The organism is Myxococcus sp. CA040A, from assembly GCF_013336725.1.
Taxonomy (GTDB): Bacteria; Myxococcota; Myxococcia; order Myxococcales; family Myxococcaceae; genus Myxococcus; species Myxococcus llanfairpwllgwyngyllgogerychwyrndrobwllllantysiliogogogochensis.
The window spans coordinates 37173-63789 of sequence record NZ_JABUMR010000010.1; the positions used below are offsets into that span (position 1 = coordinate 37173).

Consider the following 26617-nt stretch of genomic DNA (forward strand, 5'->3'; position numbering starts at 1 on the left):
CTTCACGGACCCGACGCCGCTCCATCCTCCACGTCGCCGTGGATGAGCCAGTGACGCGCGGGAGCGTCTTCCCAGAAGCGGCGCAGAATCTTGTCCGTGTGGCTGTTCTCGGCGACGCGGTTGAGCTGGAGCGCGACAATCTCGCTCTCCACCAGCTCCGCGACTCGCACCACGCCAGAGCGCAGTCCGTACTCCTGCACCCGGCGAATCATGTTCGTCGCCTCCGGTGACGCGGGACGGAACGTTCTCAGGTCCGCCTTGATTTTGATGTCGCGCCCCGCAAGCGAGTCTGTCGCCGCCTCCAGCTCCGACACGAACACTTCCATCTCCTGGACCCGGATGTAGCCCTCCAGGACGAACTCCACGATGGAATGCTCGACATCCACCCCGATTCGGAACACCGGGCGCTCCTTCGCCACACGGACACACGGAGGCACTTCTCTCCGACGTCCTACAGCGTAGGGGTCACCTCGGCGGGTGCCCAGACACCCGGGAGTGCGGGGTGAACGTCCAGTTCAAGATTCGACGTTCAACCGCGCCAGCAACAACACCAGCGCACGTCGCGCCACCGCGTGCCGCACTTCACTCCGATTCCCCTCGAAGACGTGGCGCTCCACGGTGGCCGTCCCGCCTCGACGCAGCACCACGATGAAGGCCAGTCCCACGGGCTTCAGCGGCGTGCCTCCGCTCGGCCCCGCGATGCCTGTCTCCGCCACCGCCCAGTCCGCGCGCGAGTGCGCAAGCGCCCCATGCGCCATGGCCTCCACCGCCTCCGCGCTCACCGAGCCGTGCTCCTGGAGCAGCGCCAGCGACACACCCAACTGCTCCACCTTGGACTCATGCGAGTACGGCACGAAGCCGCGCTCCACCACCGCGGATGCGCCCGGTACGTCCGTCAGTTGCGCGCAGAGCAGGCCCCCGGTGCACGCCTCCGCCAACACCAACCGGACTCCCGCGCGTCGACAGCGCTCCAGCACCTGACCGGCCAGGTCCTCACGTCCCTCGTCCGTCACCTGTGCTCCTCCGACTCCATGACCTCGACCTCACGTGGCCCCGACGTTCATGCCACGCGCGTCACATCTTCGCGAAGCCTCGCTCCCACGCTCAACGCACCCCATCCTCGCACGACCCGGACGCCCAGCCTCACGAGGCACACGCACCACACGCCGCGCCCTCACGCACGTGCCTCCTCCGGCCTCACGCCCATCACCGCCACCAGCACTTCGTTCTTCCAGCTCAAGCCCACCAGCCCTGGCTCCCGCCGCAACTCCAGCACCGGATGCACGCCTTCGGGCTCCACCTGCTCCAGCACTTCCAACGGCACGAAGCCCGCGCGCTTCAGCCTCGCCATCCACGTCTCCGCCAGCTCGTGTCGCTCGCAGCGCGCCGACTCGTCCACCGTCCCCACCACGTCCTCCACCTCCCTCCCGAAGAAGCGCTTGATGGCGGCTCGCTCCTCGCGAGGAACCTCCAGCGTGTCCAGTAGATGGAAGACCTGCGTGAAGTGCTTCCACGCATTCAGGAAGCGCTCCAGCGGCGGCGCGCGGAAGTGGTCCGTATTCGGCTCGCACAACACCACCCCCGACGGCTCCAACGCTCGCAGCCGCCGCAGCACCGCGTCTCGCACCGCGCCCACGCTCCCGGGCTCCTCCGCCACATGGTGCAGCGCGAAGGCCGCGTTCACCACCCTCGGCCCCGGCAACCCTCGCAACACCGACCACGTCGACTCGGACAGGCTCTCCACCGGCGCCTCCACCCCCACGAAGCGCACCGACGCTCCCACCTCACGCGCCACCTTCGCCGTCGACTCCTCCGCCTGCGCGAGGCTCGCTCCGCTCGGGTCCACGCCCACCAGCGTCAACCTGCGCGGCAGCGCCCCCTGCTCCGACAGCGCCTTCAACAACCGCCCCTCCTGCCGCCCCTGGCCGATTCCCACGTCCACCAACGTCGCCTCGTCCCGCTTCCCCAACAACTCCACCAACACCGCGTTCGCCAACGCATCGGCGGCGGAGGCCAGCGGCATGTGCGTCATCAACAGCCGGAACAAATCAATCTGCCGCGCCCCCTCTTCGGGATGCGGATACAGATAGGGATTGCGCGCCCCCACCCCCACGCCCTCCAGGCGATGCGACACCGCCGTGGCGAAGAGCAGGTAGCCCAGGTCCTCCGGCACCGAGTCCACATCCAGCAACGTCTCCAACGACGCCAGCTCGTGCGCCGCCTCGATGGGCTGGCCCGACAGGGTGTGCTCCACCGCTCGGAAGAGCAGCTCATCCTTCACCGTGCGCATCGCCCCACGACTCCTTCCCCCAGAGACCCCTGCTCGACTCAACGGTAGTGGTGCCCTCCAGGGACCTCCACCCGGTCAGCCCGCCTGCACGCGCTCTTCGTGAAGCGCCATACACGCGAGCAGACGAACGAACAGGCCAACGTCCTGGCGCCTACGCCTCGCTTGTACCTTTCGCACAGACAGCCGCGGGTCCCGTTTCCGGGACCCCGGGCCATTCGCGCAATCCCGTGTCGAGAACAGTGGACGCCCGTGCCCGGGGAGGTGAGGCTGCGCCGCGTGAGAGCACACCGGCCGGGGTGACAGTTCTCTGCCCATCTGGTGTTGAAGGGTTCCCATGCGTCTTGAGCGCAGCTCTCTCCTGCCACTGCTCGTCCTGGCGGCAGTGCCCTTCCTCGTACGAGCGCAGGGCCTCCCCGCCCCCTCCGCCGAGTCCCGCACCGTCGAAGTCGAACTCCAGTCCACCGACGGCGGCACCTCCGTGTCCGCCGAGGACGCCACGCGACTGGGCCTCACCACCGATGGCGGTGAAGCCGCGCTCGTGCCACCGACCCTCGTCGCCGACGCACCCGCCGCATGGCCCGTGGGCCTGGAGGGCACTCCCGGTGAAGTGACCCTGGAGCTGCTGGTGGACGAACAGGGCGCGGTGGCCGAGGTGAAGGTCGTCGACGCACCGCACGAGCCCCGCCTCACCGAGGCCGCGCTCCAGGCCGCACCGGGTCTGCGCTTCACTCCCGCCACCCTCGCCGGAGTGCCCGTGGCGGTGCGCCTGCCCTTCGTCTACCGCTTCGTGCCTCCCGCCGCGCCCGTCCCCGTCTCCACCGCGCGACTCACAGGAGAGGTGCGCGCGCGCGGCACGCGCCGTCCCCTCGCCGATGCGCTCCTCTTCGTGGACGGGAGCACGGAGCCCGCGGGCACCGTGGACGCACAAGGGCGCTTCACCCTGGAGCTGCGCCCCGGCACCCACCGCGTGGAAGCGCGCGCCCCCGGACACACGCCGAGCACCTTCGAGGAGACGCTCTCCGAGGGCCAGTCGCTCCAGGTCATCTACCGCTTGCAGCCCGGGCGCGTGAATCCCTACGAGACGGTGGTGCGGGACGACCGCCCCCGCACGGAGGTGACGCGCATCACCCTGCACGAGCAGGAACTCCGCGAGGTGCCCGGCACGCTGGGCGACCCGTTCCGCGTCGTCATGTTGATGCCCGGCGTGGGCAGCCTCGCCTCGGGCATCAGCTACCCCGTGGTGCGCGGCAGCCAGCCCGCCGCCACCGGCTTCTTCCTCGACGGCGTGCGCATCCCCATGCTGTACCACCTGATGCTCGGGCCCGCGGTGATTCACCCGGACTTCATCGACACCGTCGACTTCTTCCCTGGCTCGCCGCCAGTGCAGTACGGACGGTTGCTGGGCGGCGCGGTGGAGGGACGGCTGAGCCGACCGCGCGAGGACCGGCTGCACGTCACCGCCTACGCGGACCTGCTCAACAGCGGCGGCTTCATCGAGTACCCCTTCGAGAGCACCGGCACCTCCGTCAGCGTCGCCGGCCGCGTCAGCTACTCGGCGTTGTTGATCTCCCTGGGGTCCAAGCTCCTCAGTGGGTCCGACGCGGAGAAGGTGCACGCGAACTTCTGGGACTACCAGGCGCGCATCGAGCAGAAGGTCGGCGAGGGCCGCGTGCGCCTGTTCGCGCTGGGCAGCTCGGACGACGTGGGCTCCAGCCCTTCGACCTATTACATCGGCTCCACCGGCGGCAGCATCGTGTCCCGCTTCCACCGGGTGGACCTGCGCGGAACCCATCCGCTCGCGGGGGGTGATGCGGAAGTGGGCCTCACCGTGGGCTCGGACGCGCTGGGCCTCGACGGAGAGGAGTCGGAGCGCCTGCCGAGCGGCGCCATCTCCTTCCGCAAGGTGGGTGAGTACGCCCTGCGCCAGACGACGTTCGCGATGCGGGCCGGCTGGAAGCGCCGCCTGGACTCCACGCTGGAGCTCGCCGTGGGAGGCGACGTGGAGCACCGGCGCGCCGCCACCGACATCACCGGCACCGGCATCCCCCCGGGCACCAACCCCGACGACCCGGTGGACCCCATCAAGAGCCCCTCCTCGCTGGCGACCTTCTCCGGCGTCTACGCGGCGGTGACGTGGGTTCCCGCCGAAAAGTGGGTGCTCCAGCCGGGCGTGCGCCTGGACAACTACCACCTGTCCCCTGGCATCAATCACGCGGTGGTGGAGCCTCGGCTCACCGTGCGCCACCAGCTCACGGACGCGCTCGTGCTCAAGGGCGGCGCGGGCGTCTTCCACCAATCGCCCACCGTGCTGGTGCACCTGCCCGCCGTGGACACCTCCAGCCTCCGCTACGGACTCCAGGAGGGCCTCCAGTTCGACGTGGGCGCCGAGTGGAAGGCGATGGACGGCCTGGAGCTGAGCGGCGACGCCTTCTACAACCCGCTCACCCGCGCGGTGGAATTGGACCTGCAGCAGGTGGTGGAGAACCGACGACGCCGGGGACTCGCGACACCGGACCCCTCCACGAGCGGCTACGCGTATGGCTTCGAGCTGATGGCCCGGCACCCGCTGGGCCGCGACTGGTTCGGCTGGGTCTCCTACAGTTTCCTCCAGAGCAAGCGCCGCGTGCTCATCGACCGCTACGGCGACGATGACCACGTGGTGAGTACTCAGAAGGGCACGCTGCCCTTCGCCTTCGAGCAAGCCCATGTCATCAACGCCGCGCTCAGCTACAAGTTCGGCAACAACTGGACGGTGGGCACGGTGGTGCACTTCAACACCGGCCGCCCCGAGTCCGGCGAAATCACCACCCTCACCCAACGCATCGTGACGACGCCGGAGGGGGAAGCGCACTGGGTGCGACAGGACCGGGACAAGTCCGAGCGACTGGACGCGTTCTTCCGCGTGGACCTGCGCGTCGCCAAATCATGGGCCATGGAGGACTTCACGCTCGACGCCTATCTGGACGTCCTCAACGTGTCGGCCCGGCAGGAGGTGATTGCCTATGACTATGGCTTCGACCGCGCGGGCACTCCCCAGCGCAAACCCCAGAGCCTGCCCATCATCCTCCCGCTCCTCGGCGTGAAGGGGACCTACTGACATGCGCCACCCGCTCCGCTCCCTCGCCCTGCTCGCGCTCGTCGCCGCGGGCTGCGACCGCAAGCCCGAAGACCCCATCTTCGTCTATGGCCGACTGCAACACCTGGACGGCTCTCCGAACTCGGACACGACGGTGACCGTGGAGCGCAAGGTTCACACGCGCTCCGGCTTCGTCGACCCCACCGCTAGCGAGTTCGAGCGCTACGGAGAGAGCCGCAGTGAGCGCTCGGGGGCCTTCACGCTGGAGGTCCTCTACGGCGACTCCATCGACGAGCGCCTCTCCGACTTCACCCAGTATCGCTTTCGCGTGGCGGCGCCGCTGGAGGAAGGCCACGGCGTCTTCAGCTCGTTCGTCTTCTACGATGACGCGGAGCTGCCACCGCTGCGGCCCTGGGCACCCCAGCTCGCGCTGGCCCTGGGCGCGGAGGGCCCCGAGTTCTCCTTCGCCTCGGCGCCTCCGCCGCCCGCGCTGCCGGCCTCCGCGGAGCTTCCGGAAATCTACTTCCAGGACAACGGCGACCCGACGCCCGTGGAGCCCCTCACCCCGTACCCCGTGCTGCAGCTCCATGGTCCCGGAGGCCGCGTGTGGGAAGTGCACGACCCCACGTCGCCCTGGCATGCCAATCCCTATCTCCTGGAGGACTTCCCGGGCGTGGAGGCGCAGGTCCGCGCCGTGACACTGGGCTCGTGGCTCTTCTATCCCCTGGCCGCCAACAGCAGCAGCGTGTCGTTCCGGGTGGAATGGCGTGGCCCTTGGCTGCCCGTTCCCAGCGGAAGCCTGCGCCCCATCAGCCGCGGCGCCTCGTGCGTCCCGACTCCCACGGGAGCGCCGTGCCCGTACACGGATGGCTCACTGCTGACCGTGCGGACGGACCTGACTCGCGAAACGTCGGGCGTGAACAACGTGACGCTCCAGTGGGAGACCGCCGTGCGGCCCCGGCGCGCCGTCATTCGCGACCTGCAGATGGTGACGGGGTTCGACCCCATCATTCAGGTGCGCGTGGAGGGCAGCGCGGATGGCGCCACCTGGTCGACGCTCGCCGAGGTGCCCTACGTGAACCACGACCCCTCGAGCCCGTTCGACCCGGTGTTCTCCACCACCATCGAATCGACGGGGGAGGACAGCCCCTATGGGGATGGTCCGCTGGACATGGAGCGCAAGGCGCGCTTCCTCGACGTGCCGCTCACGGGTGACGCGCCGGTTCGTCAGGTGCGGCTGCAGGTGAGGGCGGGGAACGCGGGAGGACCCGTCCTCATCTACGCGCTCTCCGAGTTGTCCATTTTCGAGTAGCGCCAGCGCCCCCAATCACCCTGGAGAGCAGGTTGCTGCGCGGGGGACACGTGCCGACGTTTCCGCGAGGAAAGCCACACTGCCTTGAAGGAGCAGGCCCTTGCGTACGATTCCCTCGAAGAAGATGTCCCTGTTGTCGGAAACCGAAGCCAGGCTCGTGTTGTCGAGCGCCCCGCGCAACCTCACGGAGCTGTCGACCCGGGAGCTGCGCGGTCGCGTCCTGCGCGCGCGGCGATTGATGACCAAGTACGAGAGCCTGGCGCGCCGTCAGCGGCGTGAGGCCCTGGGCCGGCGGCAGCCGACCCGTGCCCGTCGCGCCGAGGGCAACGCCAACACCCTGCGCAAGGCGACGTACTTCCGTCAGGCCCTGATGCGCTTCGAGAAGCGCCTGGCCATGATGGAGCGCCGTGAGGCGGTGGCGGCCAAGCGGGCTCGCACCGTGCGAAAGGTGAGCAGCACGCGGAGGACTCGCGCCTCGGCGCCGGCCCGTCGGGCGACAAGGACCGTGGGTGGGCGCAAGCCCGTGCGCCGCGCGCGCACCGCCGGACGCACCGCCACCACGTCCGTGCGAGCGACGCGGGCCCAGCGACGCAAGGGCGGTGCGCGCAAGCAGCAGCGCTTCGGCGCCGTCCGTCGCAACGCGCACACCACCTCTCGCAACCGTCGCACCCAGGCCCGGAGCGACCAGCGGCGCTGAAGCACGACGGGACCACGGGGCGGGCGGTCATCCACGCCCGCGCTTGCGGCGAACTCCAGCGACATCCCGTTGCTCCGACACCGAATGGAATGTCTCCATCTGGAAGTCTGGGGCGCGTCATGTCTCGTTGGAGTGTCCACAAGCGCCGGGCGTTGTCCCGCCCTGCTCCCAGCCCCTTGAGCCGAGCCCCTTGCCTCAGGCCCGGCGACGCCGCGTCAGCGCGGTGAGTCCCGCGAGCGCCAGCATCAGCCACACCGCCATCGCGCCGGGGCCCGAGGCGCTGCACCCGCCGCCACTGACACGCGGCGCCTCCGAGTCCCCCGCATCCGGCACGAACGGGCCCGCATCCGGCTCGCCCGAGCCCGCGTCCGGCTCACCCGAACCCGCGTCCGGCGGCTTCGACAGCGTGCTCTCATCCAGGTACGCGCCACACGCCGGGTCCGCCGTGCCGTCCGCGCGGTGCGCCAGCGCGAGCGCGTACGCCCCCGCGCCAAAGCCCACCATGGGCGAGTTGAACTTGTACGTGCCGTTCAGCTCGTCATACGTCTCCGACACCGCCAGGTAGTTCTTCACCGACTGGTCCGTCACCCACTTGAGCACCCGCTCCGCGCGCTCCGAGTCCCCCGCCATCCGCTTCACCATCGCGCCGCGCAGGCTCACGATGACCCACTCCGCGCTGTCGTACTCGCTGCCCCACGGGCTCATGTCCGCGCCACCCGTGTGGTCATAGCGGTCATCGTTGCGCGACCAGCCCGCGCCCGCTGGCGACGACAACCTCAAGTCCAATCCGCGAATCGTCTCCCGGGCAATCTTCCCCGCCGGGTCGAACAGCTCGAACGCGAACGCGTCGAACACCGCCGTGTCCCAGTACCCCCGGCCCGACTTCAGCTCCTCCAGGTTGGAGGCCAGCGCGAAGTTGCTGTCCGTCAGCTTCTCCGCCATCGCCCGGCGGATGGACTCGCCCGCGGCGCGGTAGCGCGTCGCACGCTCGGCATCCCCCACGCGCTCGGCCAGCACCGCCGCGTCACACAGGCCGCGCGCCGCCGTGAGGCTCGTGTACGCCCACGCGCGCTGCCGCCCGTTCCAGTGCGTCTCCCAGATGGACGAGTCCGGCCGGATGAGCCCCGTCTCCGGGTCGATGAGCGCCACCAGCGCGTCGCCCACCTTCGTCGACACCGTCTGCCAGTGCTGGTCCACCAGCGTGACGTCCCCCGTGGTGCGCTCGTAGTGCCGCAGCGCCCAGAGGAAGAGCCCGAAGCCGTCGAACTCGAGGTTGGGCCCCGCCTCGTTGAAGTCCGTCTCCTCCACACCGAAGCCGTGGTAGCGCGTGAGCGTGATGAGGTACGGCGGCATCGAGTACGGCTGCAGCTCGCGCCAGTTCTGGAACCGCCCGCTGTCCGCGTTCAGGTAGTACGTGAGCGCCTCGCGCGCGTCGCTCCGCATGCCCAGCGTGGCCATCGCCGCCGCCGCGTAGGCGCCGTCTCGAATCCACGCATACGTCCACTGGCCCGGCGGAAGGCTCGCCAGCACCGCGCCCTTGCCCGCGTGTTTCACCATGCCCGGCAGCGTCGCCGGCGCGCCGTTGGGTGCCTTGAAGCGCGTCAGGCGCGTCTCGCCATCCCGGCTCAGCGACTCGCGCATGAACGTCTCACCCTCGCGGACCTGCGCCATGTGCAGCACCACCGCGGAGTGGCGCACCAGTGATTCCTCGTTCTCCACCGTGCCCGTCGGCACCTTCACGGTGTCCGTCTGGAAGGCCGCCCAGCGCGCGACCTCCGCCTCCACCAGCGCCTTCGCATCCAACGCGCCCACGTAGTCCGTCAGCCACTGCCGCGCCGTGGCCGTCCCCTCCGGATTGCCGAAGTGAACGAAGGCCACGCCGGCCCACTTCTCCGCGCCCGCCGCGATGTCTCCCAGGTTGAACTGATACGCCGTGGCCCAGCCCGTCCCCGCCGACGGCTGCGCCGTGAACTCCTGCAGGTCCTGCTGCCCGCCCCCCTGCACCACGTTGAACGCGTTGCCCGCCCCCGTCGCCCCCGACAGCCACGCCGCCTTCCGAGTCACCGCGCCCAACGGCCGCCCCACCACCACGCCCGCGTAGCCCTTCTCCACGAAGTCGCTGCCGCTGACCTCCACCGTCTCGCCGTTCTCGTCCAGGTCCGCCAGCACGCCGGGCCGACCGAAGCCGACATGGAAGTTGTGGAGCGAGAACACGCTCACACCCGTGGACGCCACCGCGCCCGTGTTGCGCACCCGCACCGCCATCACGAACGATGCGTGCGGCACGGACTGGGGCGCGAAGACATACGTCGTCACCTCCAGCGTCCCCACCCGCTGCACCATCGTCGCCAGCCCCGTGCCGCCCGTCTTCCCCGGCGCCCACGCCGCGTAGCCGCTGGCGTCCAGGTCCGCGTCCTGCGTGCTCAACCAGCGCTGCGTCCCACCCGAGCGCAGGCCGAAGAACGCGTCGAACAACACGTCACGCGAGTGCACCACCTGCGGCTGCCCGCGCACGAAGACGTCGTTGCCCAGCGCATCGATGACGGGCTCCTCCGTCGCGAAGCTGTGCTCGCGGAAGTGCGACACCTTCTTCTGCTCCAAATCCAACATCACCGCGCCGTGCCCGTTGGAGGACGGCAGCTTCAGGAAGGTGCGCCGGACGGCGACCTCCGCGTGCGCGTCCGACGCCAGGCCACACAGCAGGGAGGTCAGGAAGAGGGCCACGGCACGCGCGACACTCGAGGTCGCCCGGCCAGGGCCCAGACACAGGTGGGGGAAACGCTTCATCCGGCGGATTCTGGAGTGCTTCCCTCCCCGGGCCAACGGGGACCTCCCAACCCGGTGACGCCCAAGGGTGCCCGAGGACCCCTCGCCCCTGCCGCGACCCGAGTCAGCCGCTCGTGTTACAGGTCCATATTTGTCAGAATAATCTGACTTAACAGACTTAGTGGAATTCTCCATCCAGAGCGAGCCGGGTGCTCGAAGCCAGGGGGTCCCATGTCCGTTGTCCGCAGGGTGCTGGTCGCGTTGTTGCCGTGCCTCGTGCTGCTGGCGAGCGCGTCCCGGGCGCAGTCGCCGGGCGCGTTCGTGAACTGGGAGCATCCGCATGTCCATCCGCTGGAGCTGACGCCGGATGGCACCCGTCTGCTCGCGGTGAACACGGCGGACAATCGGCTCCTGGTGTTCTCCGTGTCGAGCGGCACGCCCGTGCTCACCGCCTCCATCCCCGTGGGCCTGGACCCCGTGTCCGTGCGAGCCCGGAGCAACACCGAGGCGTGGGTGGTCAACCATGTCTCCGACAGCGTCAGCATCGTCGACCTCACCACGCTCAACGTGAAGGCCACGGTGCCCACGGATGACGAGCCCGCCGATGTCATCTTCGCGGGCTCGCCGCAGCGCGCGTTCATCTCCTGCTCGCAGGTCAACCGCGTGCTGGTGGTGGACCCGTCCACGCCGCTCGCCGCGCCCACGCGCATCGCGCTGCAAGGCGAGGAGCCTCGCGCGCTGGCCGTCAACGCCGCGGGCACTCAGGTGTATGTGGCCTTCTTCGAGTCTGGCAATCGCAGCACGGTGCTCGGGGGTGGCAACGCGATGGGAGGCGGGGGCTTTCCGCCCAACGTGGTGAGCAGCAGCGTGGGGCCCTATGGGGGCGTCAATCCTCCGCCCAACTCGGGCAGCACGTTCAAGCCGCCGAGGAAGAGCGGCAACCCGGCCCCTCCTCCCGTGGCCCTCATCGTGAAGAAGGACGCCAGTGGCCGGTGGATGGATGACAACAGCCGTGACTGGTCGAGCGTCGTCTCGGGGAGCAACGCCGCCGCGTCGGGGCGCCGCGCGGGTTGGGATTTGCCGGACCGGGACGTGGCCATCATCAACGCATCCACGCTGGCTGTGACGTATGCCAGCGGGTTGATGAACCTGGACATGGCGCTGGCGGTCCACCCGGGAGGCCATGTCGTCGTGGTGGGCACGGACGCAGTGAACGAGGTCCGCTTCGAGCCCAACCTCCAGGGCCGCTTCCTGCGCGTCATGGCCGCGTCGTTCGACCCGGCGATTCCGTCCGTCGTCTCCCGTTTCGACCTCAATCCGCACCTGACGTACACCACGGGCACGGTGCCGCAGGCGACGCGGCAGTTGGCGCTCGGAGACCCTCGGGGGCTTGCGTGGAACGCGGAGGGGAGCCGCGTCTACATCACGGGCATGGGCTCCAACAACGTCGCGGTCATGGACGACGCGGGCGGCCGGATTACCCAGGTGGCGGTGGGTGAGGGGCCCACGGGCGTGGTGCTCTCCGGGACGCGGCTCTACGTGCTCAACAAGTTCGCGGCGAGCGTGTCCGTGGTGGATACGGTTTCGAATACCGAGGTGGCGCGGGTGCCGTTCTTCGACCCGTCACCGGGTGCCATCAAGGTCGGCCGCAAGCACCTGTATGACACGCACCGGAGCTCGGGCCTGGGGCATGTGTCGTGCGCGTCGTGCCACATCGACGGACGGCTGGACCGGCTCGCGTGGGATTTGGGAGACCCGGCGGGGGACCTCAAGGCCGTGACGGGGCAGAACCTGGGCATGGGCATTCCCGGACTGACGGGGGGCTTCCAGCCGTGGCACTCGATGAAGGGGCCCATGACGACGCAGACGCTCCAGGACATCATCGGCAAGGAGCCGCTGCACTGGCGTGGAGACCGCGCGGGCATCGAGGAGTTCAACGGTGCGTTCCTCAGCCTCCAGGGTGATGACACGCAGCTCACCGTCATCGAGATGCAACAGTTCGAGGACTTCCTCGCCACGCTGACGTTCGCGCCGAATCCGTTCCGGAACCTCGACAACTCGCTGCCCACGAGCCTGCCGCTGCCGGGGCACGTCACGACGGGACGGTTTGGCACGGCGGGGTTGCCGCTGCCCAACGGGAACGCGGTGAACGGGCTGCAGATGTATCGGCCGCCGCGCTTGCTGGACTCGGGGGCGTTCGCCTGCTCGACGTGTCACACGCTGCCCACGGGCCTGGGCGCGGACGTGCGGTGGACTGGGAGCCAGTTCGTCACCGTCTCCGCGGGCCCAAGCGGCGAGCGTCACACGGGGCTGGTCTCCGTGGATGGGTTCACCAATGTGACGATGAAGATCTCCCAGCTGCGCAACCTCTACGAGAAGGTGGGCATGGACTTCACGCAGACGTCGAACCTGGCGGGCTTCGGGTTCTCGCATGACGGCAGCGTGGACACGATTGCGCGCTTCCTCACCGAGCCGGTGTTCACGCTCCAGAGCAACCAGGAGGTCGCGGACATGGTGGCGTTCATGCTGGCGTTCTCGGGTTCGGATTTGCCCAAGGGCACGGCGACGACGGTGGGAGAGCCGCCGGGGCCGGACAGCAAGGACACGCATGCGGCGGTGGGGAGGCAGGTGACGCTGACCACGGCGAGTCCCACTCCGGCGCAGTTGAGTGCGCTGTCCACGTTCCAGGCGCTGGCGGACAGCGGCAAGGTGGGTCTGGTGGTGAAGGGGAACCAGGGAGGCATCGCGCGAGGGGCCACATACATGGGCGGCGGGTTGTTCCAGACGGACCGCGCGGCGGAGACCGTCACTGCGTCACTGCTCCAGACACTGGCGCTCGCGGGAAGTGAGCTGACGTACACGGTGGTGCCCAAGGGCTCGGAGGTGCGCATCGGCATCGACCGGGATTTGGACGGTGCGCTGGACCGCGATGAGCTGGACCGTGGCACCCGACCGGATGACGCGACGAGCCGGTAGGGCTGCGTGAGGTGTGACCGTGGACCTGGAGTGATGGGGTCCACGGTGCTGCCTCGGAGGGACGTGGGGGGCCTGGCTTTCCTTCGTGCGCGTGACGGTGCCAACATCGTTGGCGCAGTGCATTCGCGCAGGGGGGGACATGCAACGACCGGAAGAGGACGAGAGCGTCGAGGCGGCCGAGGACTCCGGGTCGAGCATCGTCCGCTTCCAGGACATGGATACCGGTGCGGTGACGGAACTGGGCCCTCTCTCCGAGGAGCTCGCCGCATTGCTCGGACGCGCCGCACAGATCTCCCTGGCCGTTGGGGATGTCTCGACGCAAGCCCACCTGTCCTTCACTTCTCTCATGGGCGCCATTGGCAGCGCGCGCGATCCTGCCTCCACCTGGATGGCCAATACGACCGCGCAGTTCGGTTCGGACATGTCGGCCATGAACATCTCGTCCGACCAGCTCAGGCGTTCCGAAGCCATGCCCCACCCCATGGATATACTGAGGGAGCCACTCACGTGGACGACCTCGGCACGACGGGCGCTGATGCAAGCCGAAACCTTCCGCGCGAACATCCCCGACCTGTCTTCCGTGATGCTCGATGTGCACCACCTCATCGCGGCATTCTTGTGGCTGCCCGACTTCCATGACGAGGCCTTCCACGCGATGCGGCTGGACCGGAGGAACCTCCGAGGACCGTTCGTCCAATTCATGTCCTCGATGCATCCTGACGAGGCCGAGAACTGGCGCGACATGTTGCGGAGTGAAGGCAACCCAGTGCGTGTGCAGGCGCCCTCACCGCATGCGCCGACACCGTCAACGTCAACGTCAACGTCAACGTCAACGTCAACGTCAACGTCACCCCTGAGCTGGCTGGACAACGACACTCAGCGCACCCTCTATTCTCCTCGCTACGACGCCGACGGCCGGGAGAACGAAGACCTCCTGGACATCGACCGTGACGTCGATGCGCTCAGCGCGCTGATTGCCTCGCGCACCATGGCGCCGCCGCTGTCCATCGGCGTGTTCGGAGACTGGGGCTCGGGCAAGTCGTTCTTCATGCACCACCTGCGCAAACGGGTGGAGGAACTCGCGGGCCGGGCCGTGAAGTCCCAGCGTCCCCAGCGGGAAGTGGCCTTCTACAAGAACATCATCCAGATCGAATTCAATGCCTGGCACTACGCGGAAGGCAACCTGTGGGCCAGCCTCGTCGAACACATCTTCCGCAACCTCCGGAAGCGACAGGACGAGCCCGAAGCAGACATCGGCAAACGCAGGGATGACCTGCTGACACGGCTCGCACAGCGGGAAGCAGAGCTGCTCAAGAAGCAGGCCGAGGTCACCGCGAAGGAAGCCGAGGTCGCGCTGGCGCAGCAGAAGGTCGGCGAACTGGAGCAACAGAAGGAATCAAAGCGCGTCGAGCTGGAGCAAGCCCTCTCCGAAAAGCGCACCCTGCTGGAGTTGATGCCCGCCACATTGAAGCTTGAGGAGGGTGTCCAGCAGAGGGCCACCGCATGGCTGGCTGAAACAGGCTTCAGCTCCCTGGGACGCACGGCCTTCGATTTGCGGGATGCCCTCGGCAATGCCCAGGCCGAGCTGCGACAGACCGGCGGATTCGTCGCATCCCTCCTGGATACGCGGAGCGCGAACAAGCGACTGCGTCCTCCCGCCATCATCTTGATCGTCTCTCTCGCCGTGAGCCTGGCGCTTCCGTTCGTGCTCGACGAGTTCGGTAAGCAGGACCTCGCGGGCCTGATGGCTGGACTCACGACACTGACAGGCCTCGTGGGCTCCGTGACGCTCTGGCTCCAGCGGCAGACCGCGTGGCTGCGAGAGCGGCGGGAGCAGAACGAGAAGCGACTGCGCGAAGTCGAGCAGGCCATCGAAACCGAACTCCAGAATCGACTCAAGCCGCTCGATGAAGCCGCACAGGTCGCTCGGGAGCAGGTCGCCTCACTGGCCCAGGCGGAGGAACAGCAACGCGCGTCCATGGCCAAGGCCCAGGACGAAGTCCTCCAACTGAAGCAAGCCATCGCCGAGCTCTCCAGCGCGCGGCTGCTGGACAAGTTCATCGAGAACCGCACCGGCAGCGACGACTACCGCAAGCACCTGGGACTCGTCGCCCTCATCCGCAGGGACTTCGAGGAGCTGTCGCGACTGATGGAGGCGGTCAACCGCGACGAACAGACGGACCCGAACGTCCCCGCCATCAATCGCATCGTCCTCTACATCGACGACCTGGACCGCTGCTCGCAAGACACCGTGGTGAAGGTGCTCCAGGCCGTGCACCTGCTCCTCGCCTTCCCGCTGTTCGTCGTCGTCGTGGGCGTGGACTCGCGCTGGGTGGCGCGCTGCCTGAACCACACCTTCAAGGACCTGCTGAAGATGGAGGACCCGAACGCCCTGCCCCTGGATGCGATGACCCCAGGAGCCACGGCCTACGACTATCTGGAGAAGATCTTCCAGATTCCCATCTGGCTGCGGCCCGTGAGCAGCGACCACCGCTCGAGCATGTTGCGCGGGTTGCTGGCCCGTCCTTCCGCGGAAGAGCACTCGCAAGAGGCCACGGTCCTGGAGCTGAAGCCCAGGTTCGTCGTCGACACCCCAGACACCGTCGACCCGATGGAAGAGTGGGACTACAAAAAGGGCTCACCGGCCCTGATGAAGGTCGTGTGGCCCACGAGCGCCGCACCGCAAGCAGCAGCATCCGTACACGGCAAGCCGAAGTCCTCCGCATCCTCCAGCCACGCCCAGGTCGCGTCGAATGAACAGGAAGAGCTCAATCCTCCCGGCCTCGTCATCAGCGAGAGAGAACTGGCGTTCATCGACTGTCTCGGCCCGCTGCTGAGCCCCACGCCTCGTGTGCTCAAGCGCTTCGCCAACACCTATCGACTCATCAAGGCGTGTGTCCCGAGCGCGGGACAGACCGAGTTCATGGGCGACGGACAGGAAGGCACCTCTCCGTCCCAGATGTGCCTGTTACTGCTGGCGCTGGTGACCTCGAAGCCCCAGCTCGCCGAGGAGTTCTTCGCGCGGCTCAAGCGCTACGAACACAACGAGGAGATGCTCACGCTCCAAGCGCTCGACCTCGCCGCCGACGAGCCCGAGCACGTCATCTCGGAGCTGTTCACCTGGCTCCGCGCCATGCCGCCCGCCATCCAGAGCACTCCGCTCACCCTGGTCCGGAAGCTCGTCCCCTGGGTCACCCGCTTCAGCTTCCGGTAGGTACGCGCCTCACGACGCCCGTCGCCTTCGCAGCCGTGAACGGATGCGACTGAGCGCCACGGGCGTGACGCGGATGTAGCTCGCGATATCCCGCTGCGACAGCAGCGGCGCCAGGTCCGGGTGCTCGTCCAGGAACCGCTGGTAGCGCTCCTCCGCGGACAGCGTGAGCAACTCCATCTCCCGCTTCTCCTTGCGCAGCCCATAGACCTCGAAGGCCCGGCTCACCGCCCGCTGCCACTCCAGGTGGCGCGACGCCAGCCTCCGCACCTCGCCATAGTCGAGCTGCTCCACCCGCGACTCCACCACCGCCTGCGTGGAGAAGCTCGTGACGCCTCCCGGCGCCAGCGCCACCAGACTCGCGAAACACGTCCCCTCCCCCGCGAACGCCTTCACCCAGGCGCCACCCTCGCTCGTCTCGTAGACCATCTTCACCAGCCCGCGCGTGACGATGAAGATGCTCGGCCGCGCCTCGCCCACGTGGAAGAGGTACTCGCCCTTGCGCAGCGTCTTCGCGCGCAGCAGCGGCGCCACCGCGTCCCACCCCGGCAGCGCGCTCCCCGCCAGACCCCGCAGCACCTCCCTCGCCGTCGTCACGGACACCTCTCAACGTAAACCCGGGTTAACGACGCCGCTCCCCCGCACCGGAAGACTGCGCGACACCAACGCACGGAGACATCCACGATGCGAGCCCTCTTCCTTCCCCCCGTCGTCCTGCTGGCGTCCATGGGCGTCATGGTCCTCCTGAACAGGACCGCCCCGCTGCACGAGCTGTGGGGGCGCCCCTGGAGCTGGCTCGGAGGCGCCTTGCTGCTCGCGGGAATCGCCGTCGCCCAATGGCACGCCCGACTCTTCAAGAAGCTGGGCACCAACATCAACACCTTCGGGGACCCTGGCACCCTCACGCGCGAGGGCCTGTTTCGCTTCACCCGCAACCCCATGTACCTGGGCTTCGTCGCGAGCCTCGTCGGCCTGGGCATCACCCTGGGGTCGGTCTCACCCTTCGTCGTGCCGCTCGCCTTCGGCCTGCTCACCCACTTCTGGTACATCCGCGTCGAGGAACAGGCCCTGCTCCAGAAATTCGGCGGCCAGTACGTCGAATATCAACGCTCCGTCCGCCGGTGGCTTTGACGCCCGGCGTCGCCCGCATCGAGAGGCGTCAACTCCCGGAGTCTCCTCGGGTTTCCGCTCCGGGCCCTTCGCCGACGGCTGAATCCGCGTTCAGCCCGGCGCAACCCCCGTGGCGTCAGGACACAAGCGGTTGTCGCCCACGATGTTTCAAGACATGGGACTCATCACGTTCTGTCAGATGAACAGCCCTCGGTCGCCCAGGCCGAAGCACGGGGGGGAACACATGGTTTCGCTCGACGGGTCCACGCTGAGACTCTGGAAGACGCTGAGTTGCTTCCTCCGAGTCCTCATGACGCAGGTGCTCTACGTCGCACCGCTCTTCTGGTTCATGGAGCTGTCCCAGAACGTGGCCTGGCGCTGGATGAACAAGGACTGGGGCTGGTACTACCCCGAGTCCCCGTACCACTGGTTCTCCTTCGGCAGCATGATGCTCTGGGCTGGATGCGTCGGCCTGCTGTGGACCCTGCACTACTTCTGGTTCTACCCGCAGCGCGTCAAGGTCTGGACGCGCGTCGCCATCGGCGCCCTGGTCTGCTGGATGGGCGAATGGTTTGGCGGCTACATGGCGGCCAACGTCTTCAACCACCCGCTGCAAGTGTGGCCCGGCTCGCCCCTCGTCTACGTCCACTACGCCGCCATCTTCTTCTGGGTGAGCAACGTCATCGTCTACCACCTCGTCACGGTGAACGTGGTGGACCTCACGCCCACGTATGACGCGCCGCCGGACACCGGCGCCCAGGTGGCCTGAAGTCTCCAAGGCCCGGGAACTCGAGGGCCCGACGTCTCAGCCCACGGCCTGCGCCGCGGTGCTCGCACCGTGAGCTTCCAGCGGCAACTTCAACCGCGCCCGGCACCCACGTCCCTCGGGACGGTTCTCCAGGCGCAGCGTTCCGCCGTGCGCCTCTGCAATCTGCCGACACAGCGCGAGGCCAATGCCGCTGCCCTGCGGCTTCGTGGTGAAGAAGGGCACGAAGAGGTTGCCCGTGTCCGCGAGGCCCGGGCCCTCGTCCTCCACCCAGACCTCCACCGCGCCCGGCGTCAGCACCGCCCATGACACCCAGACCTGTGCACCCGGGGCCTCGCCCAGCACCGCGTCCACCGCGTTGCGCACCAGGTTGATGAGCAGTTGCTCCAATTGGTCCGAATCTCCGCGCACCGCCAACGCCGGCCCCGCCCGCACCGACACCGGCCGCCGCTTCTCCAGCGCCGCCACCCGCCGCACCCAGCCGTCCACCTCCACCCCCGCCAGCACCGGGGGCGGCAGCCGCGCCAGTCGCGCATACGCGGACATGAAGCGCGCCAGCGCCTCCGAGCGCCTCGCGACGATGCCCAGGCCGCTCTTCGCGTCGTCTTCCCAATCCGAGGGACGCGGCTCCATCAACAGCGTGTCGCGCAGCGCCTCGGCAATCGATTGGATGGGCGCCAGCGAGTTGTTGATTTCATGGCTCAGCACCCGCACCAGCCGCCGCCACGCCTCGCGCTCCTGCTCACGCAACGCCAGCCGCAGATCCGCCAGCACCACCAGGTGATGCGGCAGGCCGCCCTGGCGGAAACCACCGCGCCGCAGCTCGTATGGCCCGCCCTCCTCCACGAAGGAGCGCGACAACCTCCGAGGCGCCGGGCCGTCCAACAGGTCCGCCAGCCCCAGCGAGCCGGCCCCCTTGCCCATCAACTGCGAGCGCGCCTGGCCCAACAGCTTCTCACCCGCGCGATTCACCAGCCGCAGCGTGCCCGCGACATCGAAGGCGAGCACCGCGACGTCAATCTCCTCCATCACCTGCTCGAGCAGCGCTCCGGCCTCCAGCGCCCCCAACCGCTGCTCGCGCAAGGTGTCGCCCAGGGCGTTCACCTCCAGCAGCACCTCGCCCAGCGCATCCCCCACCCGCGCGCCGCGACCGCGCGTCGAGTAGTCCCCCTCGCGCAGCGCCGCCAACAGGTTCGCCAGCGCGTGCAGGGGCCGCATCACCCGCTCGCGGACCAGGAGCCCCACGCCCAGGAAGACGCCCACCACCAACGTGGACAGAGTCCAGCGGACCTTGGATGAAAAGTCTCCCGTCCACACCAGCGCGAGCGAGACCACCCCTCCCGGCAGACCCGCCAGCCACGTCAGGGCGAGCATCTGCAGGTCATGTGGCCAGGGCTCGCGCTTGCGTCTCACCGGGCTCCCTTGATTCCGTAGTACTGGAGCCGACGGTACAGCGCGCTGCGCGACAGGCCCAGTCCCTTCGCCGCCTCGCTCACGTTGCCCTCATGCCGCGCCAACGCGCGCTCGATGAGGTAGCGCTCCACCTCTTCCAGCGTCATCTCCTCCAGCCGCGACAGGCCCTCGCGACCCGCCCGGCGCAAGAGCAGGTCCTCCGCGGACACATCGTCCCCCACCGCCATCAGCAGCGAGCGCTCCACCGCGTGCTCCAGCTCGCGCACGTTGCCCGGCCACGGGTAGGCCAGGAGCGCCTCCAGCGCCCCAGGCGTCAGCCGCGCCGCGTTGCGCCCGTAGCGCTTGCCGTGCTCGGCCAGGAAGTGCGACGCCAACAGCGGGATGTCCTCGCGGCGCTCACGCAGCGGCGGCAACGGCACCTCCACCGTGTTGAGGCGGTACAGCAGGTCCTCGCGGAAGCGGCCCTCGGCCACCGCCTTGGCCAGGTCCACGTTGGTGGCGCTCACCACCCGCACGTCCACGCGCCGCGTCTTCGACGAGCCCACCGGGTGCAACTCCCCCGTCTGGAGCACGCGCAAGAGCTTCGCCTGCTGCGACAACGGCATGTTCCCAATCTCATCCAGGAACAGCGTGCCGCCATCCGCCAGCTCGAAGCAGCCGATGCGGTCCGCCTTCGCGTCGGTGAAGGCGCCCTTCACATGGCCGAAGAGCTCGCTCTCGAAGACACCCTCGGAGAGTCCTCCCGAGTTGACGGCCACGAAGGCCCGGTCCGCGCGCGTGGAGGACGCGTGCAGCAGCCTGGCCACCACTTCCTTGCCCGTGCCGTGCTCACCCGTCACCAGCACGTTGGCCCCAGACGGCGCCACGCGCTCAATCATCCGGCGCACCGGCAACATGGCGCGCGACTCGGACACCATGGTGGGCAGGCCGCCCTGGCCGCGCCGCAGGTGCTGGTTCTCCTCCTCCAGCCGGCGGCTGCGCTTGAGCGCCCGGCCCAGCTCCAACTGCGTGCGCAGCGTGGCGAGCAGGCGCGTGTTGTCCCACGGCTTCTGCACGTAGTCGCGCGCGCCACCACGCATCGCCTCCACCGCGCCCTCCACGCTGCTCCACGCCGTCATCACCACGACGGGCAACGCCGCGTCCTGCGCGCGGATGCGGCCAAGCAGGTCCATGCCCTCTCGCCCGGACGTGGTGTCCCGCGCGTAGTTCAGGTCCATCAGCACCAGGTCCACGTCCTCGGCTTCCAGCGTGGCGAGCGCTCCAGCGGGCGACTGCGCGGTGACGATGGTGTGCCCGTCCCGCTTCAACAGCAGGCGCAGGGCCTCCAGCACGTCGGCCTGGTCATCCGCGATGAGGATGCGCGAGGGACGCGTGGCGATGGGAGCGGAGACAGGGGTGACGACGGAGACAGGGAGGGGTTCGGACACGGGGAACATCCAGGAAGAAAGAGTGCCAGAAACAAAGAGGCTCAGCCGCGACGCAAGACGGCGGCGGGGTCCGCGTTGGCGGCCTTGCGCGCCGGCAGCCAGCTCGCCAGCCAGGCCGTGCCCAATAGCAGCAGCGAGACAGAAGCCAAGACCGAAACATCCAGCGCCCCCATCCCGTAGAGCAGACCTTCCATGATGCGGTGGGCCGCCAGCGCCCCGAGCAGGCCCAGCACCAACCCCAGCCCCACTCGCCGCAGCGCCTGCCCCACCACCAGTCTCAGGACATCCGCCGCGCGTGCGCCCAGCGCCATGCGCACGCTCATCTCGTGTTCGCGCTGTGACACCGAGTAGGACATCACGCCGTAGATGCCCACCGCGGCCAGCACCAGCGCCAGCAAACCAAAGGCCCCCAGCAACACCGCCCGGAAGCGCGGCTGCCCCAGGTCCGAGGACAGCCGGTCCTCCAGCGTGCCCACGCGCGCGAGCGCCACCATGGAGTCCACCGCGCGCAGCTCCTCGCGCACCACCGACTCCAGCTTCCTCGGGTCCAGGCCCGGCGCCGCCCGCACCGCGAGCTGCCCGTCCGTCGTCGGCTCCTGCGCCATGGGGACGTACGCGGTGGGCTCGTGCCCCACTTCCACGCCCGCATACGCCACGTCCGCCACCACGCCCACCACCGTCGTCCACAGCGGGTTGCCCTCCGCGTCGTCGCCACCGAAGGAGACGCGGCGGCCCAGCGCGTCCTCGCCGGCGAAGACCTCGCGCGCGAAGCGCTCGCTCACCACCATGACCCTTGGCGCGTTCGCTCCGTCCGACTCCGTCAGCAGGCGCCCCGCGAGCAGCGGCACGCGCAGCGCCTCCAGGAAGCCCGGCGTGGTGACGTTGATGAGCGCGTCGGGCCGCACCGGCGGGTCCTCGGTTCCCTCCTTCCAGTAGCCCGAGCGCGAGAGGGAACCGCCCGCCGGGAGGCTGCCGCCCACGCCCACGCCAGCGACCTCCGGACGCGCGGCGAGCCGCGCCGTCAGCTCCCGGTGGAAGGCTTCCGTCCGCTCCGGCGTGTCATAGCGGCTCTGCGGCAGCGCCAGTCGGGCCACGAAGACGCCCACGGGGTCCAGGCCCGGGTCGGCCTGGTACATCCGCCAGAAGCTCTTCAGCATCAGCCCCGCCCCGGTGACGAGCATCAGCGCGAGCGCCACCTCCGCCACGACCAGCACCGCGTGCGTGCGGCCCCGCGACTTCTCCGTCGCCCCGCGCCCCAGCACCGTCGCCGGCGAGAGCTGCGAGCGCTGGAGCGCCGGCACCAGCCCCACGCCCACGCCCGTCGTCAGCGTCACCGCCAACGCGAAGAGCAGCACGCGGCCATGCACCGCCACCTCGCCCGCCCGGGGCAGCGTGTTGGCCCCCAGCATCATCAACAAATCGGTGGCCCACAGCGCCAGCAGCACGCCGCCCACGCCACCCAGCAGCGCCAGCAGCACGCTCTCCGTGAGGAGCTGACGCACCAGCCGGCCGCGCCCAGCGCCCAGCGCCACGCGGATGCCCAGCTCACGCTGCCGCGCCGCCGCCCGCGCGAGCTGCAGGTGCGCCACGTTGGCCGCCGCCAGCAGCAACACCAGGGACACCGCGCCCAGCAGCACCCACAGGAGCAGGCTGACGCCCTCGGTGAGGGAGTCGGCGTAGCGGACCACCCCCAGCTTCAGGGTGGCGTCGTCTCGTGAGAGGAGCTCCTCGTTCAGGCTCTTCAGCTCGTGGCGGACCGACTCGAGCGTCGCGCCTGGAACAAGCCTCGCCGCGACGGCGAAGGAGCGGAAGCCCCGCTCGGTGCGCTCCTCCGACGTGGCCGCGCCGGGCAGGCTGTCGAAGGGCACCCAGACCTCGGTGGTGTGGGCGGGCACGTCGAAGGACGGCGGCATCACCCCAATCACCGTGTAGGGCTGACCGCCCAGGGTCAGCGTGCGGCCCAGCACGCCCTCGCCGCCGCCCGCCTTCATCCAGCGCGAATGCGAGATGACGGCCAGCCGCGCGTCGCGCTCCTCGGGCGCGAAGGTCCTCCCCAGCATCGGCTTCATGCCGAACGCCCCGAAGAAGTCCCCCACCACCACCGCGCCGCGAAGCTGCTCGGCGTCCCCGTGGCCGGTGAGGTTCATCAACCGTTGGCCGTACGCGGTCATCGAGCGCAGCCGCGTGGAGAGCCGCGCGACGTCCTCGTAGTTGGGCAGGCTGTAGCGCGCCAGCAGCTTCCCGGGCTTATCGGTGGACATCACCACCAGCCGGTCCGGCTCCGGAAACGGCAGCGGACGCAGCAGCACCGCGTCCACCACGCTGAACAGCGCCGTCGTCACCCCGATGCCCAGCGTCAGCACCAGCACCGCCGCCAGGGTGAAGACAGGCGACTGGCGCATCGTCCGCAGGGTGTACCGCACATCCATCGACACATCGCTCAGCATGGTGGCCTCGTGCCCTGCTCAGGTCTTCTGGAGCCAGCCGTCCGCCAGCTGGATGATGCGGTGGCCGAAGGCCGCGTTGGCCTCCGAGTGCGTCACCTGGATGATGGTGGTGCCCGCCTTGTTGAGCGTCTGGAACACCTCCATGATGTGCTTCGCCTGCTGCGAGTGGAGGTTGCCCGTCGGCTCGTCCGCCAGCAGGATTTTCGGCGTGGCGATGAGCGCTCGGGCGATTCCCACCAACTGCTGCTGTCCACCGGAGAGCTGCGCGGGGAACAGGTCCTTCTTCCCCACCAGTTGGAAGCGGTCCAGCATGTCGCCCACCAGCGCCTCGCGCTCACCGCGCTTGAGGTTGCGGTAGGACAGCGGCACCTCCAGGTTCTCCGCCACCGTCAGGTTGTCCAGCAGGTGGTACTGCTGGAAGACGAAGCCGATGGTGCGCCGGGACAACTCGCCGCGCTCCTTCGGCTTCATCGCGTGCACGGCCTGCCCGTCCAGGACGTACTCACCCTTCCACTCGGCATCGAGCATGCCGAGCACGGCCAGCAGCGTGGACTTGCCCGCGCCGGACGGGCCCATCAGGGTGACGAACTCGCCGGGCTGGATGTCCAGGTCGATGTTGCGCAGCACCCAGGTGCGGCCCCCCGCCAACGGGTAGGACTTTTCGACCTGACGCAATGAGATGAGAGGTGAGGACATGGGAGGTGCTTTCGTGCTCACTCGGAGCGCAAGGAAACGATGGGGTCCACGCGAGAGGCCCGCCGCGCCGGCAGCCACGTCGCCAGGAGCGTCACGCCGCCCAGGAGCGCCGCCACCGCGGTGAAGGTCCACGGGTCATACGCCGTCACGCCGTACAGCATGCTGCCCAAGAGGTGGGCCAGGCCCAGCGACATCACCAGCCCCACCCCCACGCCCAGCCCCGCCAGCTTCAGCCCCTGCCGCAGCACCATCACCAACACGTCGGAGCTGGCCGCGCCCAGCGCCATGCGGATGCCCATCTCCCGCGTGCGCCGCGCCACCGAGTAGCCCACGACGCCAGCGATGCCCAGCGCCGCCAGCAACAGCGCCGTGCCGGCGAACAGTCCCATCAACAGGGCGGACAGGCTGCTGGAGCTGATGGACTCATCCACCAGTCGCGCCAGCGGCGCCACGCCGAACAGCGGCACGTCCGCGTCCACCGCGCGCAGCTCCGCCTCGATGGACGCGCGCAGCGCCTCCGGCTCCCCCGCCTTCACCCGGACCACGAGGCCCAGGTACGACGCGGGCGACGTCGGCAGCGACCAGTAGGCCGCGGGCCGCGCGGGCGAGGACAGCCCCCACTCGCGCAGGTCGTCCACGATGCCCACCACCGTCGCCCACTGCTTCCTCGGCTCGATTGACAGCCGCTGTCCCAGCGCGTTGCCCTGGGGCCAGTACACGTCCGCGAAGCGCTTGTTGATGACGACCTCCGGCACCGCGCCCACCTCGCCGATGCCCTGGTGCAGGCGGCCCTGAAGCAGCTTCACCCCCAGCGTGCTCAGGTATCCCGGGCTCGCCAGCCGGAAATCCACCGCGGGCAGCAGCTCGCCCTGCACCTCCGGCCGGCTCTCGAACTCGAGGCCGCTCGTGGAGATGCCACCCAACGGCAGCATGTTGGTGAGCCCCACGGACTCCACGCCCGGCAAGGCCTCCAGGCGCTCCAGCAGCTCGCGCTGGAAGGCCAGCTTGCGGGCGGGCTCCGCGAAGCGCGCCTCAGGCAGCGCGAGCCGACCGGTGAGCACACCCTCGGGCTTGAAGCCCGCGTCGACGCCGCGCAACGCGAGCAGGCTCTTCACGAACAGGCCCGCCCCCACCAGCAGCACCAGCGCGAAGGCCACCTGCGCCACCACCAGCCCCGAGCGCAACCGGCCCGAACGGCCACTTTCCGAGCCTCGCGAGCCCTCGCGCATCGTCGCATTCAGGTCCGCGCGACTCGCCTGGAGCGCCGGCACCAGTCCGAACACCAGGCCCGTGAGGACGGAGACGCCCATCGTGAAGCACACCGACGTCACATCCAGCTTCACGTGCGCCATGCGCGGCAGTCCATCTCCCATGAAGGCCAGGAGCGCATCCGTGCCCCACATCGCCAGGAGCAACCCCAGCGCGCCACCCGCCAGGGACAACACGAGGCTCTCCGTGAGGAACTGCGCCACCAGCCGGCCACGGCTCGCGCCCAGCGCCGCGCGGATGGACACCTCGCGCTCACGCGCCGCCGCACGAGCCAGGAGCAGATTCGCCACGCTGCTGCACGCCACCAGCAGCACGCAGCCCACCGCGCCCAGCAACAGCCACAGCGTGCCGCGCACGTCGCCCACCAGCTTGTCCTCCAACGAGGTGACGCGGATGGACCAGCCAATCCCCTGGTAGCGGGACTCCACCGCCTGCATGTCGAGGGCGACCCGAGCCATGTCCGCGCGCGCCTGCTCCAGCGTCACGCCCGGCTTCATCCGCGCCAGGCAGAAGAGGTAGCGCGTGGTGCGCTCCGAGACATGCTCCGGCAGCGGCACGAAGGGCACGTAGAGGTCGGCGCGCTCCGGGTGCACCACGCCGCGGGGCAACACGCCCACCACCGTGTAGGGCTTGCCGTCGAGCTGCATCGTCTTGCCCAGCACGTCGGGGTCCTCCGCGAAGTGCGCGCGCCACACCTTGTGCGTCAACACCACGACCTTCTCCCCACCCAGAGAGGCTTCCGCCTCGGTGAAGTTCCGGCCGAGCATCGGCGTCACGCCGAGCGTGGGGAGCAACGTGGCGGTGCCCTGCACCACGGCGAAGCGCTGCGCGGCGCCGCCTCCGGTCAGCGTCATGTCCCGCCAGTTGTAGGCGGCCACCGAGCTGAAGACTCGCGGCAGCGTGCGGAAGTCCTGGTACTCGGGCGTCGAGATGGAGATGCCCTCCAGGCCCACCGCCTGGATGTCGTTGGACACGGTGACCAGGCGCTCCGGCTCCGCGAGGGGCGGCGGCGTGAGCAGCACGCCGTTCACCACGCTGAACACCGCGCTGTTCGCGCCGATGCCCAGCGCGAGCGCCAGCACCGCCACCAGCGTGAAGCCGGGGCTCTTGCCCAGCGTGCGCAGCGCGTACCGCAGGTCTTGAACGAGGGTCTCCATCGAC

At 69.2% G+C, this 26617-nt stretch carries 17 protein-coding genes; 7 read left to right on the forward strand and 10 right to left on the reverse strand.

The window, feature by feature from the left end:
• Positions 1-2 precede the first annotated feature (2 nt).
• The 3 genes from HUA75_RS37250 to HUA75_RS37260 form a co-directional block, all read right to left on the reverse strand.
• A complete protein-coding gene (locus tag HUA75_RS37250; RefSeq protein WP_141648584.1) occupies positions 3-401 on the reverse strand; it encodes a hypothetical protein in 399 nt (132 codons plus the stop codon).
• 114 nt (positions 402-515) lie between these two features.
• Complete coding sequence (locus HUA75_RS37255; protein WP_174489138.1) at positions 516-1013, reverse strand: CinA family protein; 498 nt, start codon at positions 1011-1013, stop codon at positions 516-518.
• A 161-nt stretch (positions 1014-1174) separates the two neighbouring features.
• On the reverse strand, positions 1175-2290 hold the full coding sequence (locus HUA75_RS37260) for a GRAS family protein (RefSeq protein ID WP_174489139.1): 1116 nt from the start codon (positions 2288-2290) through the stop codon (positions 1175-1177).
• Positions 2291-2624: 334 nt separating this feature from the next.
• On the opposite strand from HUA75_RS37260, the gene HUA75_RS37265 reads away from it, so the two are divergent.
• From HUA75_RS37265 to HUA75_RS37275, 3 genes are all read left to right on the forward strand, one after another.
• The gene (locus HUA75_RS37265; RefSeq protein ID WP_174489140.1) at positions 2625-5387 is read left to right on the forward strand and encodes a TonB-dependent receptor domain-containing protein; all 2763 of its coding nucleotides are present in this window, start codon (positions 2625-2627) and stop codon (positions 5385-5387) included.
• A 1-nt stretch (position 5388) separates the two neighbouring features.
• Positions 5389-6678, forward strand: a complete 1290-nt coding sequence (locus HUA75_RS37270) for a hypothetical protein (RefSeq protein WP_174465720.1) — start codon at positions 5389-5391, stop codon at positions 6676-6678.
• 100 nt (positions 6679-6778) lie between these two features.
• Complete coding sequence (locus HUA75_RS37275; protein WP_174453769.1) at positions 6779-7375, forward strand: hypothetical protein; 597 nt, start codon at positions 6779-6781, stop codon at positions 7373-7375.
• Positions 7376-7570: 195 nt separating this feature from the next.
• Here the strand turns inward: HUA75_RS37275 and HUA75_RS37280 are convergent, their stop codons facing one another.
• Positions 7571-10162 carry a glycoside hydrolase family 15 protein gene (locus HUA75_RS37280; protein ID WP_174489141.1) on the reverse strand — a complete coding sequence of 864 codons (2592 nt, stop codon included), beginning with the start codon at positions 10160-10162 and terminating at the stop codon, positions 7571-7573.
• A gap of 210 nt (positions 10163-10372) precedes the next feature.
• On the opposite strand from HUA75_RS37280, the gene HUA75_RS37285 reads away from it, so the two are divergent.
• Both HUA75_RS37285 and HUA75_RS37290 read left to right on the forward strand, forming a co-directional pair.
• Entirely contained in the window at positions 10373-13117 is a 2745-nt protein-coding gene (locus tag HUA75_RS37285; protein ID WP_174489142.1) for a YncE family protein, read from the forward strand.
• A 139-nt stretch (positions 13118-13256) separates the two neighbouring features.
• The gene (locus HUA75_RS37290) at positions 13257-16331 is read left to right on the forward strand and encodes a P-loop NTPase fold protein (RefSeq protein ID WP_174489143.1); all 3075 of its coding nucleotides are present in this window, start codon (positions 13257-13259) and stop codon (positions 16329-16331) included.
• A 9-nt stretch (positions 16332-16340) separates the two neighbouring features.
• Here the strand turns inward: HUA75_RS37290 and HUA75_RS37295 are convergent, their stop codons facing one another.
• The gene (locus HUA75_RS37295) at positions 16341-16925 is read right to left on the reverse strand and encodes a Crp/Fnr family transcriptional regulator (protein ID WP_217439508.1); all 585 of its coding nucleotides are present in this window, start codon (positions 16923-16925) and stop codon (positions 16341-16343) included.
• Between the two features lie 87 nt (positions 16926-17012).
• Here HUA75_RS37295 and HUA75_RS37300 point away from each other — a divergent pair, with 87 nt between their 5' ends.
• A complete protein-coding gene (locus tag HUA75_RS37300) occupies positions 17013-17459 on the forward strand; it encodes an isoprenylcysteine carboxylmethyltransferase family protein (RefSeq protein WP_174489144.1) in 447 nt (148 codons plus the stop codon).
• A gap of 223 nt (positions 17460-17682) precedes the next feature.
• The gene (locus tag HUA75_RS37305; protein WP_141642623.1) at positions 17683-18207 is read left to right on the forward strand and encodes a hypothetical protein; all 525 of its coding nucleotides are present in this window, start codon (positions 17683-17685) and stop codon (positions 18205-18207) included.
• Positions 18208-18243: 36 nt separating this feature from the next.
• Here the strand turns inward: HUA75_RS37305 and HUA75_RS37310 are convergent, their stop codons facing one another.
• Genes HUA75_RS37310 through HUA75_RS37330 form a run of 5 tightly spaced genes read right to left on the reverse strand, consistent with a single transcriptional unit; the run spans position 18244 to position 26613 of the window.
• Positions 18244-19578: a PAS domain-containing sensor histidine kinase gene (locus tag HUA75_RS37310; RefSeq protein WP_217446473.1), complete on the reverse strand. Its 1335-nt coding sequence runs from the start codon at positions 19576-19578 to the stop codon at positions 18244-18246.
• Between the two features lie 35 nt (positions 19579-19613).
• On the reverse strand, positions 19614-21053 hold the full coding sequence (locus HUA75_RS37315; protein ID WP_141642621.1) for a sigma-54 dependent transcriptional regulator: 1440 nt from the start codon (positions 21051-21053) through the stop codon (positions 19614-19616).
• 32 nt (positions 21054-21085) lie between these two features.
• Entirely contained in the window at positions 21086-23491 is a 2406-nt protein-coding gene (locus HUA75_RS37320; protein ID WP_174489146.1) for an ABC transporter permease, read from the reverse strand.
• An 18-nt stretch (positions 23492-23509) separates the two neighbouring features.
• The gene (locus HUA75_RS37325) at positions 23510-24187 is read right to left on the reverse strand and encodes an ABC transporter ATP-binding protein (protein WP_141642619.1); all 678 of its coding nucleotides are present in this window, start codon (positions 24185-24187) and stop codon (positions 23510-23512) included.
• A gap of 17 nt (positions 24188-24204) precedes the next feature.
• A complete protein-coding gene (locus tag HUA75_RS37330) occupies positions 24205-26613 on the reverse strand; it encodes an ABC transporter permease (RefSeq protein WP_174489147.1) in 2409 nt (802 codons plus the stop codon).
• Between the last annotated feature and the right edge of the window lie 4 nt (positions 26614-26617).

What these genes read in the sequence shown, in the direction of transcription:
- HUA75_RS37260 (WP_174489139.1), bottom strand. Translation starts at nt 2,290, where the DNA reads ATGCGCACGGTGAAGGATGAGCTGCTCTTCCGAGCGGTGGAGCACACC.
- HUA75_RS37265 (WP_174489140.1), top strand. Translation starts at nt 2,625, where the DNA reads ATGCGTCTTGAGCGCAGCTCTCTCCTGCCACTGCTCGTCCTGGCGGCA.
- HUA75_RS37270 (WP_174465720.1), top strand. Translation starts at nt 5,389, where the DNA reads ATGCGCCACCCGCTCCGCTCCCTCGCCCTGCTCGCGCTCGTCGCCGCG.
- HUA75_RS37280 (WP_174489141.1), bottom strand. Translation starts at nt 10,162, where the DNA reads ATGAAGCGTTTCCCCCACCTGTGTCTGGGCCCTGGCCGGGCGACCTCG.
- HUA75_RS37285 (WP_174489142.1), top strand. Translation starts at nt 10,373, where the DNA reads ATGTCCGTTGTCCGCAGGGTGCTGGTCGCGTTGTTGCCGTGCCTCGTG.
- HUA75_RS37290 (WP_174489143.1), top strand. Translation starts at nt 13,257, where the DNA reads ATGCAACGACCGGAAGAGGACGAGAGCGTCGAGGCGGCCGAGGACTCC.
- HUA75_RS37300 (WP_174489144.1), top strand. Translation starts at nt 17,013, where the DNA reads ATGCGAGCCCTCTTCCTTCCCCCCGTCGTCCTGCTGGCGTCCATGGGC.
- HUA75_RS37305 (WP_141642623.1), top strand. Translation starts at nt 17,683, where the DNA reads ATGGTTTCGCTCGACGGGTCCACGCTGAGACTCTGGAAGACGCTGAGT.
- HUA75_RS37310 (WP_217446473.1), bottom strand. Translation starts at nt 19,578, where the DNA reads ATGCTCGCCCTGACGTGGCTGGCGGGTCTGCCGGGAGGGGTGGTCTCG.
- HUA75_RS37315 (WP_141642621.1), bottom strand. Translation starts at nt 21,053, where the DNA reads ATGTTCCCCGTGTCCGAACCCCTCCCTGTCTCCGTCGTCACCCCTGTC.
- HUA75_RS37320 (WP_174489146.1), bottom strand. Translation starts at nt 23,491, where the DNA reads ATGCTGAGCGATGTGTCGATGGATGTGCGGTACACCCTGCGGACGATG.
- HUA75_RS37325 (WP_141642619.1), bottom strand. Translation starts at nt 24,187, where the DNA reads ATGTCCTCACCTCTCATCTCATTGCGTCAGGTCGAAAAGTCCTACCCG.
- HUA75_RS37330 (WP_174489147.1), bottom strand. Translation starts at nt 26,613, where the DNA reads ATGGAGACCCTCGTTCAAGACCTGCGGTACGCGCTGCGCACGCTGGGC.